The sequence below is a fragment of the Rhodococcus sp. NPDC059968 genome (genome assembly GCF_042738615.1).
Lineage (GTDB): Bacteria > Actinomycetota > Actinomycetes > Mycobacteriales > Mycobacteriaceae > Rhodococcus_F.
Genome location: NZ_JBHWUE010000086.1, coordinates 1 through 17,995, shown reverse-complemented (window position 1 = coordinate 17,995; position 17,995 = coordinate 1). Strand labels below are relative to the sequence as shown.

At 64.4% G+C, this 17,995-nt stretch carries 10 protein-coding genes; 6 read left to right on the top strand and 4 right to left on the bottom strand.

The genetic code is table 11. The features are described 5' to 3' along the window. Positions 1 to 102 precede the first annotated feature (102 nt). The 6 genes from ACFWAY_RS41335 (at position 103) to ACFWAY_RS41310 (ending at position 6,730) form a co-directional block, all read left to right on the top strand. Entirely contained in the window at positions 103 to 1,305 is a 1,203-nt protein-coding gene (locus ACFWAY_RS41335; protein ID WP_378514589.1) for a PLP-dependent aminotransferase family protein, read from the top strand. After that, entirely contained in the window at positions 1,302 to 2,042 is a 741-nt protein-coding gene (locus ACFWAY_RS41330; RefSeq protein ID WP_378514588.1) for an SDR family NAD(P)-dependent oxidoreductase, read from the top strand. The genes ACFWAY_RS41335 and ACFWAY_RS41330 overlap by 4 nt, the downstream gene beginning before the upstream one ends. Before the next feature lie 104 nt (positions 2,043 to 2,146). Continuing rightward, a complete protein-coding gene (locus ACFWAY_RS41325) occupies positions 2,147 to 3,421 on the top strand; it encodes an aspartate aminotransferase family protein (RefSeq protein WP_378514587.1) in 1,275 nt (424 codons plus the stop codon). Then, positions 3,418 to 4,917: an NAD-dependent succinate-semialdehyde dehydrogenase gene (locus ACFWAY_RS41320; RefSeq protein WP_378514586.1), complete on the top strand. Its 1,500-nt coding sequence runs from the start codon at positions 3,418 to 3,420 to the stop codon at positions 4,915 to 4,917. Before ACFWAY_RS41325 ends, ACFWAY_RS41320 begins: the two co-directional genes overlap by 4 nt. 33 nt (positions 4,918 to 4,950) lie before the next feature. Further along, the gene (gene ald, locus ACFWAY_RS41315; RefSeq protein WP_378514585.1) at positions 4,951 to 6,048 is read left to right on the top strand and encodes an alanine dehydrogenase; all 1,098 of its coding nucleotides are present in this window, start codon (positions 4,951 to 4,953) and stop codon (positions 6,046 to 6,048) included. Positions 6,049 to 6,403: 355 nt separating this feature from the next. Next, complete coding sequence (locus tag ACFWAY_RS41310) at positions 6,404 to 6,730, top strand: hypothetical protein (protein WP_378514584.1); 327 nt, start codon at positions 6,404 to 6,406, stop codon at positions 6,728 to 6,730. Positions 6,731 to 7,464: 734 nt separating this feature from the next. Here the strand turns inward: ACFWAY_RS41310 and ACFWAY_RS41305 are convergent. The 4 genes from ACFWAY_RS41305 to ACFWAY_RS41290 form a co-directional block, all read right to left on the bottom strand. Further along, entirely contained in the window at positions 7,465 to 7,812 is a 348-nt protein-coding gene (locus tag ACFWAY_RS41305; protein WP_378514583.1) for a hypothetical protein, read from the bottom strand. Positions 7,813 to 8,493: 681 nt separating this feature from the next. Beyond that, positions 8,494 to 10,263: a PucR family transcriptional regulator gene (locus ACFWAY_RS41300; protein WP_378514582.1), complete on the bottom strand. Its 1,770-nt coding sequence runs from the start codon at positions 10,261 to 10,263 to the stop codon at positions 8,494 to 8,496. Between the two features lie 2,506 nt (positions 10,264 to 12,769). Further along, entirely contained in the window at positions 12,770 to 13,444 is a 675-nt protein-coding gene (locus ACFWAY_RS41295; protein ID WP_378514581.1) for a TetR/AcrR family transcriptional regulator, read from the bottom strand. A 975-nt stretch (positions 13,445 to 14,419) separates the two neighbouring features. Beyond that, positions 14,420 to 17,698 (bottom strand): protein kinase, encoded by a 3,279-nt coding sequence (locus ACFWAY_RS41290; protein ID WP_378514580.1) that lies wholly within the window; start codon positions 17,696 to 17,698, stop codon positions 14,420 to 14,422. Positions 17,699 to 17,995: the final 297 nt, after the last annotated feature.

The following is a 17,995-nucleotide window of genomic DNA, read 5'->3' as shown; positions in this document are numbered from 1 at the left end:
TTTGTCATTTTATCTAACAGATTATCGTCAGTAAACGTCGCTTTTATTTATGCATCGTTGTACTTAGTGTGATGTCGACCGACTTGCTGAATGGAGCACATCATGGCCGGTGGCCAGCCCTTCCTCGCTCATCGGGCGGCCGATCTCGTCGGGTCGATCATCGACTCGTCGACGTCGCTGCTCGCACGCCAGACCCACGACATCGTCCGTTTCGCGATGGGCGCCCCCAGTGACGACCTCATGCCCGTCGAGCTCCTCGACCGCTATGCCGCGCACGCGGTACCCGGCAAATACAGCTACGGGGCCACCGAAGGCGAACCTGCGCTGGTCGAGCAGATCGTGAAACTTCAGGCCGCCCATGGGATCACCACCACCACCGAGCGGATCACGGTCACCACCGGCGGCATGCAGGGCCTCGACCTGGCCTGCAAGCTGTTCATCGATCCCGGTGATCTGGTCATCGTCGAGGGCCCCACCTACACCAACGGCAATGCCACCGCCCTGTCCTACGGCGCCGACCTGCTCGAGGCCCCGGTGGACGAGGACGGCCTCGTCGTGGAGGCCCTGCCCGACCTCATCGCGCAGGCCGGTCGGACGCCCAAGTCGATATACACCATCCCGAACTTTCAAAACCCCTCCGGTGTCACACAATCACAGGGGCGCCGCGAGCGGCTCCTCGAATTGGCCGCCGAGTGGGGGTCGGTCATCATCGACGACGACCCGTACGGGCTGCTGCGCTTCGAGAACAATCCGATCCCCGAATTCAGCCAACTGGATCCCGGTAATCCGCAGGTGTTCTCGGTGCGCACTTTCTCCAAGATCCTCGCCCCCGGCTTGCGGATCGGCTGGGTCGACACCGACCCCGGCTTGCAGCCTCTGCTGATCAACGCCAAGCAGGCCATGGACACCTGCACCAGCGTTCCCACCCAGCAGATTGTCACCGCCTTCCTCGCCGGTGAGCACCTGCAGCCTCATCTCGACCGGGTGCGCGGCATTTATCGTGAGCGTAAGGAGGCGATGCGCGCCGCCCTGCGCCGCCACTTCGGCGACGCGGTGCGTGCCACCGATCCCGACGGCGGGTTCTTCCTGTGGGTCACGTTCGCCGACAAGAGAATTGACACCCAGGCGCTGTTCGAGATCGCCCTGGCCGAAGGCGTGGCCTACATTCCCGGTCCCGCCTTCTCCGTGGGCGGCAACTTCCACGATGCACTGCGCCTGTGCTTCGCGACCTCCACCCCCGAGCGCATCGACGAGGGCGTGGCCCGACTCGCACGCGCCGTCGACTTGATCGGAGCCACCCGATGACCCACCGCACCGCCATCGTCACCGGATCCACCTCCGGGATCGGCCACGAAGTGGCCCGCCGTCTGCACGCCGACGGGTTCAACGTCGTGATCACCGGGCGGGACGAGACCCGCGGCAAGCAGGTCCTCGACGAACTCGACGAGCACGCCGTTTTCGTCCCGCTCGATCTAACCGCACCCGGAGCGCCGGCCGCCCTGGCCGAGCTTGCCCTCGACGCGTTCGGCCGTCTCGATGTCGTGGTGAACAACGCCGCCCAAGACCACACCGCAGATCTGCTCGACGTGTCCGTCGACGACCTACGGCACGTGTTCGAGGTCAACACCATCGCCGCGATCGCCGTCCTCCAAGAAGCGGCGAAGCGGATGGAGCACGGCGGCGCCATCATCAACATCACCTCGCGGCTGGCCTCGATCGGCGTGCCGACCATGAGCGTCTACAGCGCGGCGAAGGGCGCGATCAAGTCGCTCACCACCGCTGCCGCGGTGGAGTTGGCCGACCGCAACATCCGGGTCAACGCCGTCGCGCCGGGAATGACGCGGACCCCGCTGTATGACACCTGGGTCAGTGAGCAGGCCGACCCCGAGCAGACCGTCCGCGACGTCGTCGCCGGCATCCCCCTCGGCCGGCTCGCCGCCCCCGCCGACGTCGCCGCCGCGGTGAGCTTCCTCGCCTCCGAGGGCGCCTCCTACATCACCGGGATCTCCATCCCCGTCGACGGCGGCTACACCGCCCGCTGAGCCACCTCGGTGTGCCGGCGGCCTGACGCCCGATACCTCGGTGTGCCGGCGCTGGTGCTCGATCCGATCGGACTCGACTCCTCTTGCCTCGAAAGGAAATACCCGTGTCCCCCACTCCCGCCGTTCTGGACGGTCCCGCCCTGTGGTCCGCCCAGGCCCACATCCCGTCGGTCCTCGGCCGCCAGCTCGTCATCGAACGCGGTGAGGGCAGCTTCCTGCACACCACCGACGGCCGCCGGCTGTTCGACGGCACCGCCGGCCTCTGGCATGCCAACATCGGCCACTCCCATCCCGCGCTCGCCGCCGCCGCGCACGCCCAGATGCTCAAGCTGGAGACCTACCACATCTTCGGCAGGTTCGCCAACGACCAAGCCCTCGGGTTGGCCGAGCGCCTCGCCGGCCTCTCGCCCATCACCGATCCCAAGGTCATTCTCAACTCCGGCGGCTCCGACGCCATCGACGTCGCCTGCAAACTCGCGCGCCGTCACTGGCAGCGTGAAGGACGACACAGCAAGACCATCATCCTCAGCCGCGAACACGCCTACCACGGCCTGCACGCCTACGGCACCAGCATCGCCGGTCTCGACTTCAACCGGGAGGGCTACGGCACCGAATCGCTCGTACCCGACACCGCCCGCGTTCCCGTCCACGACGTCGACGCCCTCACGGCCACGATCGCCGAACTGGGTGCGGAGAACATCGCCGCCATCGTCACCGAACCCATCCAGGGCACCGGCGGGGTCAACCCGCCGGCACCCGGGTACCTCGAAACCCTGCAGCAACTGTGCCGGAAACACGACATCCTGTTCATCCTCGACGAGGTCATCACCGGGTTCGGCCGCACCGGCACCATGTTCGCCGCCGAACGCTTCGGCCTGCAGCCCGACCTGGTGACCTTCGCCAAGGGCGTCACCTCCGGCTACGCACCCCTCGGCGGCGTCCTGGTCGCCCCGCGCATCTGGCAGCCGTTCTACCGGGGCGACGCCGCTACCCCGATCTTCCGGCACGGCGCCACCTACGCCGGGCACGCCACCGCCTGCGCCGTGGCCGTGGCCAACCTCGACGTCCTCGACGGCGACAACCTGCTGCACCGCGTCACCGAGCTGGAGCAGCTCCTCGACAGCCGGCTCAAGCAGCTCGCCGCCCGCCGTCCCAGCGTCACCGACGTCCGGGTCGCCGGCTTCCTCGGTGGTGTCACCCTCACCGAGGACATCAAGGCCGAACGCGCCGCCGACGCCCTGATCGAACTCGGGTTCATCTCCCGCCCGCTGCGCGGCAACACCCTCCAGCTCAGCCCGCCGTTCATCACCACCGACGACGAGCTCACCGCATTCGTCGACGCCATCGATCACGTCCTGTCCGAGGAGGAAACCCGGTGACCACGGACCTGGATTCAGGCACCAATACCCCGCTCGCCGACGCGAATCCGAGACGTGTGGTTGCTGTCGACGCGGTCGTTCGGAATCTGCAGCTGCCCAGCGGTCCCCGCCGGTTCGATGTTCTCAACCCCGCCACCGGCGACGTCGTCGCCGCCGTGCCTGACGCCGACCCGGCCGAGGCGCTGGACGCGGTGACCCTAGCCGAGGCCGCCGGCCGCGACTGGGCCGCCCGCACCCCACGCCACCGCGCCGACATCCTGCGCCGCTGGTACGACCTGATCGTCGAGCATGCCGAGGACATCGCCCTGCTCATCACCCGCGAGATGGGCAAACCTCTGGCCGAGGCGCGGGGCGAGGTCACCTACGGCAGCGACTTCGTCCGCTGGTACGCCGAGGAGACCGTCCGCCCCGGCGGCACCGTCCGCGACGTGCCTGCCGGGGGCGGCACCCTGCTCACCCGCCGCGCCCCCGTCGGCCTGTCGGTGCTGATCACCCCGTGGAACTTCCCGCTGGCGATGGCGACCCGCAAGATCGCCCCCGCCCTCGCCGCGGGGTGCCCCGTCGTGATCAAACCCGCCGCGCTCACACCGCTCACCACCTACTACGCGGTCAACCTGGCCCGGCGGGCCGGCGTCCCCGACGACCTCATCCAGATCGTCAGCACCACCAACGCTTCCGGCTTCAGCGAAGCCGTGCTGCCGGACCCGCGGGTGCGGAAGGTCTCGTTCACCGGCTCCACCGGTGTCGGCAAGGTGCTGCTGCGCCTGGCCGCCGACAACGTGCTGCGCTCGTCGATGGAACTGGGCGGCAACGCACCCCTGCTCGTGTTCGACGACGCCGACCTCGAACGCGCCGTCGACGGTGCCTACGCGGCCAAGATGCGCAACGGCGGGCAGTCGTGCATCGCCGCGAACCGCATCTACGTCCAAGACGGCATTGCCGATGCCTTCGTCGAAGGACTCACCGAGAAAATGGCCGCCGCACTTGTCGGCGACGGCCTCGCCGACAACGTTGCTCTCGGCCCCCTGATCGACGGCCGTGCCGTGACCAGCATGCGACAGCTCGTCGACAACGCCGTCGGCCACGGCGCCACCGTGCGCACCGGCGGCCACACCCTTGCTGGTGCCGGCCACTTCTTCCCGGCGACCGTGCTCGACCACGTCCCCGCCACCGCCGATATCAGCAGCAGTGAGATCTTCGGCCCCATCGCGGCTATTCAGCGCTTCCGCACCGAAGCCGAAGCTGTGCGCAGGGCCAACGCGACCGAATTCGGGCTTGCCGGTTACGTGTTCACCGACAACCTCGACCGGGCCCTCAACGTCGCAGATGCTCTCGAGACCGGCCTCGTCGGTATCAATCAAGGCGTCCCCTCCAACGCCGCCGCACCGTTCGGCGGCATGAAGCAGTCCGGCCTCGGCCGCGAAGGCAGCGCCGAAGGCCTCGACGAATACCAAGAGGTCCGCTTCTACAACATCGCCCGCCGCGGCACCCACTAATCACGCCGCCTCACCATCTAAAGGACGAACACGATGCGTATCTCGACCGTCAAGGAAATCAAGACCAAGGAAGGCCGCGTCGGCATCACCCCCGCCGGCGTCGCCGTGCTCGTGCAGGACGGCCACACCGTCTTCGTCGAGCACGACGCAGGCACCGTCGCCGGCTTCACCAACGACCAGTACGAGAAGGCCGGCGCCAAACTCGTCGACCAAGGCGAAGCCTGGGCCAACGCCGACCTGCTCGCCAAGGTCAAAGAACCCATCGCCGCCGAGTACCAATACCTGCGCGGCGACCTCACCCTGTTCACCTACCTGCACCTGGCCGCGGACCGCCACCTCACCGAAGCGCTCCTGCGCGCCGAAACCCTTTCCATCGCCTACGAAACCGTGCAGAACCACACCGGGCTGCCGCTGCTCACCCCCATGAGTGAAATCGCCGGCCGCCTCGCAGCACACGCCGCCGCCACCTACCTCACCGGTCCCGAAGGCGGGCCCGGGCGTCTGCTCGGCGGCTCCCCCGGCGTCACACCCTGCCGCGTCGTGATCATCGGCGGCGGCGTCGTCGGCACCCAAGCCGCCCTCCTCGCCCTCGGAATGCAGGCCGAGGTCACCATCCTCGACACCTCGGCCACCCGCATCCGCGAACTAGACACCCTCTTCGGCGGCCGCGCCCGCGTCGTCATGAGCGACCCCGCCACCCTCGATCACGAGCTCGCGACCGCCGACGTCGTCATCGGCGCCGTACTCGTCCCCGGCAAAGCCGCCCCCAAGGTCCTGCGCCGCGACCAGCTCACCCAACTGCTCACCGGCGCCCTGCTCATCGACGTCGCCATCGACCAGGGCGGCGCGTTCGAAACCTCCCACGCCACCACTTACGCCGACCCCATCTACACCCTTGACGACGTCCGCCACTACTGCGTCGCCAACATGCCCGGCGCAGTCCCGCAAACCTCCACCCGCGCACTGACCAACGCAACCTTCCCCTACCTGCGGCTCCTCGCGGGCACCGGACCGGAACACGCCATCGCCGAGGATGCTGCGCTCGCCCTCGGTGTCAACACCCGCTCCGGGGCAATCACCTACGACGGCGTCGCCGAAGCCTTCCCCGACCTGCCTCGCATCCGTCAGTAACCCAACAACTAGAAACTGCGAGGCGGTAGGTGCTATTGATGATCTCGCCATCGACTGTCATCGGCAGTTCGGGGTGTCCAGCCTGATGGGGACCATGTCCGCAGACCCGCGTGTCGTCGCGGGCCTGCGGGCGGTGACTTGCGCGGTGCGCCTGGTGACCGTAATGGTCGTAGCCTGGAGCGTCAACATGACCCTGGCCTGTCGACTTTCATCGCCACCCCTGCACAAAGCTGTGTGGGATAAGCAATGTGCCGGTCACGTGAGAACGTCTGGCATAACCGCATATGGACCTCACTTCAGCGCGAACACCGAATCTCGCCGGCCTCCTCAACCCCGAACAGATGTGTGACACCTCATGAACCCCAACGAATATCGCCAATTGCGCCAGAGGCGACGCGACGCTTGGATCGAAGCCAATCGCACACGCAAACATCCCGACACCGAGGCGGAGACTCTCATCGACTTCGCCAGGGCGTGGGCACCCTACGGGGGCGCCAGCGAGGAGGAAATCCTCGTCCACTTTGGCATGACCAGATACCGGTTCATCGAACGCTTATGGCAGATAATCTCCGAATCGAGCTGCACCCAAGAAGAGATACACACTCTTGCAAGCGCATACCCGCACCGCCGCCGCACCGGCGACACTGTCGTTCCAACACGTTCCGAGAACTTGCAAGGCTAAACGAACGCAGTCAGGATGTGAAAACAGCAAACAGTCCAGTGACATTTCTCGACTTCACGCTTCCCGGGGAACCTCCTGGAGCGCGCCCGCCCGAAACGTTTTCAGCCGCCTTCTCAATTGATAACAGAGATATACAACCACTTCTGAGCTCCAGCTGGCCGTACTTCTGCAAGGCATCACATCGTCCGACCACATCTATGCACTGTCCGGAATGACAGCGCTCGATCGAGATCCCCCGCAAGAGCAGACCATATAGGCACCGGGCCATAGTCCATTCCCACACGGTAGCCCCGTGCCGGCGGTCCGCTTTGGCACTCAGTTCAGGACGTCCGGGGATCTGCGAGCTGGGCTACGGCGCGAGTCTGAGGACGTCAACCAAAGAAGCACTCTTCGACTCGCGCACCAACAGGAAGTTCACCAGTGCTATTCCTTCTAATTCACGCCGTCATCGCGGTGATGTCGATGCTCCTGCGCGGCCGGGTGCCCAATACGGGATCGTTTCTTACAATCCTCGCTCAAACATCTGCAGCCGAACGATGGTTTGCTGCCTGTATCCTCGAGCCTGATGAGACCGCTCAGACAATGCGCGGGGACCAGAGTCGACTTCAACAAGACGCAAGGGCACGTAGCGAAATCGGATCCGGATTCGCTCGTCTATGAAAGTTTGTTTGAATCGGACGGTCGCGGAAGCCGCCTTCGATATCTGCCGAGTAGTGGATCGCATACCAAAGGCGTCAGTCTGCCCGCAGAGGATCAGACGCAGACTGTCCAACCATCTTGTCGATATTTACCGGTCTTCCCGTGACGTCGAGAAGGTATTTTAGGGGAACTCTCGGCGCCAGCTCTCGGAGAATCAGCTCGTGCTCAACGACATCGAACACCGCCAGTTCAGTGATGATCCTGTCCACTTGCCAGGCTATGGGGGCCGACGCATGGCATGAACCCACAATACGAGGGGTGCCGTCACGGTCCGTGTGCTCCATGACAATGGTCTTCCAGTTTGCGGCCCTCGTCGCGCGGAGAGCGTGGATCGCGCCTGCCCAGGCGGTGGCTTCAGCGGACAAAAAGGCAAGGTCGCCCATTGAGGTGACCCTCATCGAGCACGTGGCCGAGGTCTGCCCGCAGGTGGGCCGAGAGTAGGGCGTGGCGGATGAGAGAAGCGCTGGATCAACCACTGCTGCTGCGGATCCAACGGTCAGATACCCGGTACCGCCGTCGGATGGGAAGCGGTTCAGTCTCGAGCTGGTGAAATCGTGGCAATGCCCGGACCAAAGAATCGGAAGCCCAAGTCCGAACGATTCTCGCGTACAGACAATTATCTCGGATTGCGCCCGCGTGAGCAGCTGCTGCCGAGTCCAACCCATCTGCGGGAGTCTAGTCACGGAATTCCTTTAACAGTTGTTCCATATCTACGCCTCCGCTTCCCGCAGATAGACGCTGACACTATGGAAAGCGAGATGACAGGATTTGTAGCCGCGGACGTCTGAGGTCAGGATGAACCGAGAGGCCTCCCGGCCAGCCCACTCGTGCACGGTCACACCGTGAGCGGTCGGGACATCGTCGAGTCATGCAGCTATCCCGCAGAGGGGTTGACATCGACGATGCGAATGGTTGCGCGCCGGAAGTGCGCGCTACTCCCAGCACCGGTGCAGAGTTCTAGCTCAACAGATAAATCAAGCGGCACCTATCCGAGCATGTGGCGCGTCATCATCGCCGACGACCACTTAACAATAGAGGAGCACACTGACTTCCCGGAGACCTTGCTATGCACCCACGGTGAGGCGTCGTAGCCGGAGGCTGAGGTCGAGGATCAGTCGGTCTTCGGCGCGGTCGAGGTCGCGGCCGGTCAGTTCTTCGATCTTGCGGAGTCGATAAATTAATGAATGCCGGTTGAGAAAGAGCCGACGGGATGCTGAACTGGTGTTGCCGAGTTCCTCGAGGTAGATCTCCAAGGTGTGTATGAGGTGGCCGGAACTGTTTGTGTCGTACCGCACCAGTGGGTCGAGTGCCGCGGCCGTGACGCGTGATGCCTCAGGATCTCGTGTCAGGCTCGCCAAGATGAAGAACGGCTCCAGCATGTGAGCGTCGCTGACGGTACCGGTGCCATGGAGCGCGCGTCCGATCTCGGCGGCACGGCGGGCGCGCGACAGCCCATCTGCCAGGGTTCGCACCGTCACGGCCTGATCGGCGATTCCCCAAGTCAGTGCCTGATTGGGCAGTTCTGCAGTGACTCGCTGAATCAGTTTGGCCGGGCTCAATACAGGCGGAGCGTTCCCCGGAACGAGGATCATGACTTCCCGACCTCGGCGCGTAGCATGTAGGCCCCCGACACGTCCTCGGCGCCGAGCTTGATCGACGACCTTGTCCAGCAGGCTGGTGTGCTCACAGTGCTCACTCTGGCCGAGGATGAGCCGGTACTGATGATTTAGTGAGTAGCCAAGCAACGTGGCCTTGGTAGCAATCTCTTGGGCAGTGAGCTGACCGCTGCCGAGTTCCCAAAGGAAGTCACCATGTACGCGTGCTTCTGCTTCGGCGACGGACTGTCGGCGCAGGAGTTCGATGGCGACGGCGGCACCTGCGTGCTGGAGTGCGCGCCGTTCCCCGCCGAGGCTGTTGGCGTGGCGTCCGTCGCCGATAGCGAGTACATATCCCAGCACGCGGTCATGAGATCGCGCCGTCGCCGCCAGTACGGCCGGTAGGCCGAGTGGTTCCACCGCGAGTGGCGTCAACACCGTATCCGTCTCGAGGCTCGCACGGAGCTGTCGCTGTACCCGTGCCGACATGTCGGCTAGACGTGTAGCCAGTTCACTGGGACTGACTAGTGTTTGGGCGCGGGGACCGAGGGACAGCGGCCCGAGTCCGGCGTCCAGTATTACGACCGGACGGCCCACCAGTTTCTCGGTGGCTTCGGTCACCGCCGCCAAACCGTCCCCGCATAGCAGGGCACTTGTAAGGTCCGCAGGCAGCTGGTTACTCGCCGCAGACGCAGCGTAGCGGTCGGTCAGCAGTCGGTCCGCGAGGGTACGGACGACATCTGCGAAACGGAGTTCCCATGGCAGCTCGATGATCGGGAAGGCAAGCCGGTCACCGAGATCGAGAACTCCGGCCGGTACTGCCTCGAAAGGTGCGCCTTTGCCCACACAGACACACAGGGCGGAAGCTCCGGCATCTGCGATCTCACTGACGAATCGAGTGAAACCAACCTCATCGTAGGTGGCTCCGATGGTCAGCACGAGCTCGCCCGGTGCGACGAAGTCTTCGACAGGTCCCTCCATGACGGCGACCCAGCCCACGTATCGTGTCCGGATTCCATCACTGCCAGCTACCACTCGGCCTTGGTCGAGGGGCGGAAGCCTCAGTGCAGCTTCAACCAGCAGCCCCTGACCTGTAACAGCCTCATCAACATCGGACTCAATGAGTGCGCTCCCCCTCCAATTGCCACCGAAAAAGCTGCATTCAGCCGCGGCCTCTAGAACTTTCATGGCAGCCCGTCCTTTCTCGAAACGTCTGTCGCGCGGCGCGCGGTGCACCATCGTCGTTGGACACGATCGACCCCTCGCCGGAGGAAGGAACCCGTTCGAGAGTCTTGACCTGGCACGACGAACAATTGGTACTCAGCGGCGCGAGAAGCGTGGCGCAGTTCTTACAACGCCGAATCATCAGGGTTGTCTCATGGACTGCTTGACGGTGCTGTTCTCCGTCGTGAACTCTGTGGTCTCATCAGAATCCTCTCTGTCGCCTCAGCCTCCTGTGTGCCGGGCGCTACCCGTGAGGGCCGAACTACCGCGGAGATACCTATTTCCGCTACGGGGCAAATCAGGAAGGGATGGGTCGGCATTGCCACCAAAGTCTCCGCCTGGCAGCACGCCAGTCGGACTCCCTTCGGCGCGGATCGACGGACAGCGTCGGATGCGTGTCGGCGGGCCTGGGATGCTCCAATGCACTACACCCTGGTCGTCAAGACCAGCTCGCCAAATCCGACATCGTCCCGACCGCGGCGAACCTGGCCGACCAGTTCCGGGTATTCTCCTCGAGCTCGAGGGCGCCTGCGAGCTGTTCTGCGCCACGGTCAACGCCACCCGCCGCATCCCGGCGGGGATGCTCGGCGAAGAATGCGTCCACCTGCCCCGGTACCACCGCCCCGCACACCCTCATCTGCGGTGTGACCCGGACCGTCCCGGATAACACCCGATGATCACTTTCGAGTACGGCCGGTGCCCCAGAGTCTCCAAGGACGGACCCTGTGGGGCGCACCCACTGCGCCGGTTCTGGTGAGCAGTCATCGTCGTGGGAGGGACGTCATTGGGGGAACGAGGGAAATATTCGCCGGAGCTGCGGGAGCGGGCGGTGCGGTTGTATCGGGAGTCCGAGCCGAGGCCGGTGATCCGGCGGCTGGTGGAGCAGCTGAACGTGCAACCTTCAGGCGCTTCAGCACTGGATCGCTAGACCGCGGCCGATCACGGCGAGAGTGACGACCGGCCGTCGAATCGACGCTGGAGGAAAGCCGGCGGTTGGCCCGAGAGAACGCTGAACTGCGCCGTGTCAACGACGTACTCCGCGTGCGACTGTGTTTCTCGCAGCCGAGATCGACCCGACCCGGACGCGGACATGAGGTTCATCGACGCCCATGACTTCCCGGTCGGTCTCGTACTATGGGTCCTGCAGATTGCCTCGTCGACGTACTACGACCGGCGAGCGCGAGCGGTCTTACCTGCTGGGCGCCGAGGGGGAGGATACCGAGCTGCTGGCCTTGATCGACGAGATCCGCGGCTCACACGAGTTCGCCGGCTTCTACGGCTCCCCGCGGGTGTGGCTGGAGCTGGCGTCGACACGGGGTGCGGGTCGGCCGCAAACGCGTCGAGCGGATCGACCGGGAGAACAATCGCCGTGGCGCCTACCAGCGCAAAGGGTCCACCACACAGAACCCGCGGCACAATGCCGCCCCGGACCTGTGGATGAGCATTCGACAACGGGTGGTCAGGTGCCCGATGCATCATGGACCCCTGATGTAGACACGTGGTGCGGAAGTCCGGCGCAGATGGGTGCTGCATTGGCGCATGTAGCGCTCGACCGGGATACCGCCGCGATGGCGCCGAACCGCAAGTTGGTGGCCGACCTGACCCGGATCCCTACCGGTGAGGGGTGTTGTGGTTGGCGAGTGTGCACGACGCGTTCTCGAACAAGGTCGTCGGCTGGCGCACCGGGTCGAGAGCGGACACCGATATGGTGCTCTCCGCGCTCGACTACGCCCTCTACTCCCGTGTTGTCCGCGGCGGGGGAGTTGATTTTCCACAGCGATTATGCCGAGGTTTTCGCTCAGCCGAGGAATTGCGAGTTTGTGTGTGCTGTTTAGATGTTCTGAGGACTTCTTCGGCTTAACGATTGATTGTCTGCTTACGTTCGTCCTTTCCATTGTCCCAATGGGAAGGAGACGGCGATAGATACGACGATCACCAGGGTGCGGTCGTTGTTGCCGAGTTACGTCTCCTCTGCCACGAAAAGTGGCGACCACCACCACCTTCTACGCATTCGCGAACCATTGACATGATGCGCGTCGCCGTCAACGCCGCCACCTCAATACCCGGCGCCTCGCCGAACACTACCTCGGCGAAGACACACTGCCCTCTACAGCCTGCGATTAACCTGAAACGTTAAGCCGAGGAATCCTCGACAGAAACAGCCGGCTGGTCGGACCCAACCCAGATTACTCGGCTTAACGAGAACCTCGGCATAATCGGAGTTAGGCTGGCGGCCTAACTCCGACAAGGGCTGTCAATATACCGAGCTGCGGTTCACCGAGCTTGCGGTTCACCGAGCGGCTCCTCGACGCCGCCATCGCGAACTACGACTGATGCCTTTGGTAGGCGCGCGGCTTCGTGTCGGCACGACGGGCCGTCGTTACACCGCTTCCTCTGGACCTTCGTAACCCAGTGTTCACGATGTCCACACTAAGGGAGGGACCCCCGAGGATTGCCCGCGAGTGCACACGCAACAGGTTCGGGTTCGTGACGGTGATGCGTTCAGCGCCAATGCCGCTTTTCACGTTCCGATCGAAAGCGGCACAAGCTGGACGCGCAACCTTGGCTCCAACCTTTCCCAGATGGACGCGGGATCAAAATTGCGGACTGGCGCGCGGTCAATTTCATGAATGTAGGTACCGTGACAGTTCTGGGCGACAATACCAGGATCCACCGTTTCAATTATTGCTCCATTCGACTGCCCCTCACGAAGTATGTGCGTGGTCAACCGAATAGTCCGATCGCCTTGGGCAAGGTGGCGCGCGCTCTCATTGGAACCGGGATTGAAACCCTCACGTAGATATAGCGCCGCGTTTACCGGGTTAAGCAGGTAGAAATCACAGCGCAGCTGGTAGGCGTGCAAAACACGAGAGACATAGAACGCCGCCGAGGAGCCCCCCTCAGCCTGGTGGCGGGCGACGGCTACAGCGTCATCCTGCTCGATACGATTGAGCACCGAGTCAAGCTGATCTCCATAAACAATTGTTAGTAACTCCTCTTTGCTGTTGATATACCGAAAGAGGGTCGCCTCTCCAATATTCGCCGCCGCCGCTACTGCCTTTGTCGTAATCTCGTCGAATGAGAACTCAAGGAGTAGCCGCGCCGCGGCATCAGCAATTCGCTGCTTGCGATGCAGTTTTGCAAGTTCGCGTTGCCCAACTGGCTCATCAGGAGCAGACCCATAAAGCAACGTCATAACAAAGCCCACCTCAAGACAGCCAGCGGGACGAACTCATTTCGAATCTCCCGCGATTCATGGGAGTACACTATCACCGTCAGCTCATGATTCACCTCCGGGAAGGTCGCCCCCCGGGGCGGCGGCCTCCCCTCTACGGTGGGTGGATCTGGTTCCTCCGTTGAGTCGTAGGCGCCCGGCGGTGTCTTCTCGGACGCAATCGCAGCATGCGTCGGCAGCGCGGACCGTGGCAGCGCACCAACGGTCGAACCGCCACCATCCTGAGTGTAAGTGCGGCGAGCCCCGACGCGAGGAGGGCTCCACGCCTCAGAGAGAGGCGAAGCGGTGGCAATGCCAGCTAGACGTCGAGTTCGGCTGAAATTGATTCAACGGTGGTTCACGCCCCCGGCAATCAACCCGACACTGCCACCGGACAGGTAACCCTCGCCATTGGCGAATGGCCACAATGCACAATCCGGAAATCCCGGTCAGGGGTAGAGACCCGAAATGATGGGCTTCTGCCGCCCTCTCCCGGCAAGGCAGGTCGCGGCTCTTCGCAGCGAAAGAGAACATGCGTCGGCGTATCGCAGCACATTGCCCCTGGTGCACTCCATCTGTTCCGCGAGGTGCGCTTCCACCTCTTTCTCGGTCCACCAGTAGCCAAACGCTTCAAGTCAGCCGCCGTTCACTTCGTGATGCGCTGAGGGTGCCTGCGGGCATCGATGCGTCAAGGTCCACACCGGAGAAGGACCGGCTGGAGGAACTGAGCTCTTCAGCACCGGCGCTTCCTCGCGGCGACCCGCCGCCAGAGGAAGTCTTCCGCCAGATGCGACCGGGCAACTACCGAGTGCCTCATTTGCGTCTAAATTTAATCCAGCGTCATTCTCGAAACCCCTCGCCGGCACCGCATCACCACGCGCCGGACCAACCAGCTCCACCGCGACGACCGGCGGGTTACCGGGTGTGTTCTCACCAAGTTGTGTCCCCCATTACGTATCAGCGGTGTGGCTGCTCCACGACCCAGGCCGCGACCTGCGTCCGGGAGGTGAAACCCAGTTTTGTCAGGATGTGCTCCACATGCCCTTGGGCGGTGCGAGGTGAGATCACCAGGCGCTCGGCAATGGCCTGATTCGTCAGGCCATCGGCAATCAGGTCGGCGACCTGGCGTTCCCTGGTAGTCAGTCGCGTTGACCCGTCTTTGGCGGATGCGGACGCGGCGGGCGGTTCCTCGCGGAGGGCGTAGGCGATTGCTGGATCTAAGCCTAGCCGCTGACCTTTGCGGTGGGCTGCTACGAATGCTTTGTCTCCGATTCTCTGACGAGCCATTTGGTCGCAATTTTGATGGTAGACACGAAGATTGGAGTATGTGATCGCCGTACTGCCCACCGACCGCGCCAGCCCGTCCGCGGCTCCCATCAGAACTGCAGCCCGCGGTGCGTCGTGCAGTTCGCAGGTAACCCAGGCCAGCGCCTCGATGGCGGCGGCGGCGATACGCGGGGTGTGCACGTGCCGCGACAGCTCAAGCGATTGCCCGAGGAGGCGGACCGCACGGTCGGTGTCACGCTGACGCCACACGGCAATGCCCAGGGCCCACAGCGAGATTGACCGAAAATACTTCTCGCCGTGTCGTTCGGTGATCGCGACAACATGCTCGAGGCATTCGATCTCCTGGTCCGCCAGGCCGGACAGCCCATAGGCGACACCCAACGGGTACATGGCGCCTAGTTCGAGTGTTAGATCCCCTCGCTTGCGGAACTCGGTGAGGGCGGTCTCGAGGCGAGGGTACGCGGAGATGTGATCACCGCTGTAGAGGGCTTGCATGCCGTCGGCGAGGGCGACATAAGCGCGCATCATCGGGTCGTTGGTGTGCGCGATAAGGGTGCGCGCCTCCTCGACGAGCGCTCCCCCGGCCCGGAGGTCACCTAACAGGCTGGCCGCCACGCTAGCCCAGTACAGCGCCTTGACCCACTCGACCGTGGGGGGGCCGCTTTGATGGGCGAGCAGTAGGTCGAGCCAGCGCCGTCCCTCGTTGAGAAGGCTCTGGGAGCTCCAGAACAAGAACAGAGCGGTGGCGGTGCGCAGTCCGGCGGCGGGATCGTCGTCGACGCAGAATTCGAGGGCCTCCCGGATGTTCGGTTGTTCCCGCTTCAGACGGGCGATCCAGTCGAGTTGGCGTGCGCTGATCCACTCGGCCTCCGATTCGAGCGCCAACCCCTCATACCAGTCCCGGTGGCGGCGACGCACCGGCACATCCTCGCCGGTTTGCTCGAGTTTCTCGGAGCCGTATTCCCGGAGGGTCCCGAGCATCCGGAACCGCACCACCGCACCGGATTCCCCCCGGATCAGGATCGACTTATCCACCAGGGAGGTCAGCGTGTCGAGCAGCTCGCCTGGGGCCAGATCGGCGCCGCACACCCGCTCCGCGGCATCGAGTTCGAAGCTTCCCGCGAACACCACCAACCGCCCCCACACCAGTTGTTCACGTGCGGTGCACAACTCGAAGCTCCAGTCGATACACGTCCGCAAAGTCTGTTGCCGCGAGGGCGCACCCCGGCTACCTCGGGTCAGCAAGGTGTAGCGGTCGGTCAGCCGCTCAAGGATCTGCTCCGGCGAGAGCGCCCGCAACCGGGCTGCGGCCAGTTCGATCGGCAGCGGCAACCCGTCGAGACGGTGACAGATCCCCCCGACCGCCGCCGCGTTGTCCTCCGTGAGCACAAAACCGGGAACGGCGGCAGCACCGCGTTCGGCGAACAACGTCACCGCCTCATACCGGGGCAGCGCACGCAGCGAGGGCGCCCGCTCAGGATCCGGGACGGCAAGCGGCGGCACCCGAAGCACCGCTTCCCCACCGATGACTAGGGGTTCACGGCTGGTGGCCAAAACCCTCAATCCCTGACCGGCCCGCAGCAGGGTCTCGACCAGCTCCGCAACCGCGTCCACCACGTGCTCGCAGTTGTCGAGTACCAGCAGCAGTTCCCGCAGTGCGAGGAATTCGATCAGGACCTCACGCAGCGGCCTTGCGGAGTGGTCCCGCACCCCTACGGCACCGGCCACCGCGTCGACCACTAACGACACGTCACGCAGTTCCCCCAATTCGACGAGTCGTACACCGTCGGCGTAGTCGCGTTGCACAGCCGCCGCGACGCGCAACGCCAGCCGCGTCTTGCCGACGCCCCCGATCCCCGTCAACGTCACCAACCGCGATCCCGCGAGCAGGTTCTTCGCCTCCGTGAGCTCGTGTCGGCGGCCGACGAAACTGTTCAGCTCCACGGGAAGACTTCCCGTCGCACCCAGGATGGAAGGAGCCGTGGACCCTCGCCGCCCGTGCGACGACGGTCCACGGTCACCGATCTCCGCGTCCACCTCTGCATCGTGTTCCATGCGCAGCGCCATCTCGTCGACTGGGAAGTCGTGGTTGCGTTGCAGCCCTCGCAGCTCCCCCCCGAATTCGGCGGCGGTGGCCGGGCGCTGACCCGGGGTCCGGGACATCGCCCGTGCGATTGTGTCGGACACATCGTCGGGGATCCCGTGCTCGCGCAGGTCGGGGACCGGTTGCGTGGTGATTCGCAAAAACTGCGCGACGACCTGCTCATCGCTGCGGCGTTCGAACGCGGCGTGGCCGGTGAGTGCACTGAACAGGGTGGCGCCGAGGCCGTAGATGTCGGCGGCCGGGCTCGGTGGATCACCCGCGAGCACCTCCGGCGCGGTGTAGGCCGGCGACCCTGTGACGGCGCCCGTTGTGGTCTCAAAGCCACCGGCAATGTGTGCGATGCCGAAGTCGGCCAGTTCCGGCTCGCCGTAGTCGGTGAGCAGGATGTTCGCGGGTTTGACGTCGCGATGCAGGATGCCGAGCCGGTGCGCCGTCTCCACCGCACCGGCCATCTTCACCCCGAGCCGCAGCGCCTCACCTAACGGCAGCGGACCGCGGCGGCGGATCCGCGCGTCCAGGGAATCCTGCGGGTGATACGGCATGACGATGTAGGGAAATCCGCTCTCGGTGGCTCCGACCTGCAGAATGTTGACGATGTTCGGGTGCCCGGTCAGCCGGCCCATTGCCCGCTGTTCCCGAAAGAACCGGGCCCGGGTTTCCTCGTCGAGCTCGACGGTGAGGACCTTCACCGCCACAGTGCGATCCAGACCGGCCTGGGTGCAGCGATACACGACCCCGAAACCACCTCGCCCGATCTCCTCCGCATCGCCGAAACCGACACCTTCCAGCTCCGTGGCCGGGGCGGGCGGGTACCGCTGAGTGTCGAGCGGATCACTTTCACCCATCGAAACGGTCTACTTACTCCGCCGGCTCGAGATTCCGCGCACTGGCCCCGACGGCACGACCAGTACACAAACAACCTTGCACTTATACCTCTCTAGTGTGTGCTCACCAGAATATCGCTGTCCTAGGTTGTAGCGTGCAACCCACCCGCTAGGCCTTCAGTTCGAGGGTTCTGGTTTCAGGGGCACGGCCCTGGACAGGATCGCCGAGGTGAGGGCGGTCGCCGATTGCTCCGGGGCGCGAGGATTGGTCAGCAGCACAAGGTCGAGAGCGGGCAACGCCGGAAGCCCGGTCGAGGC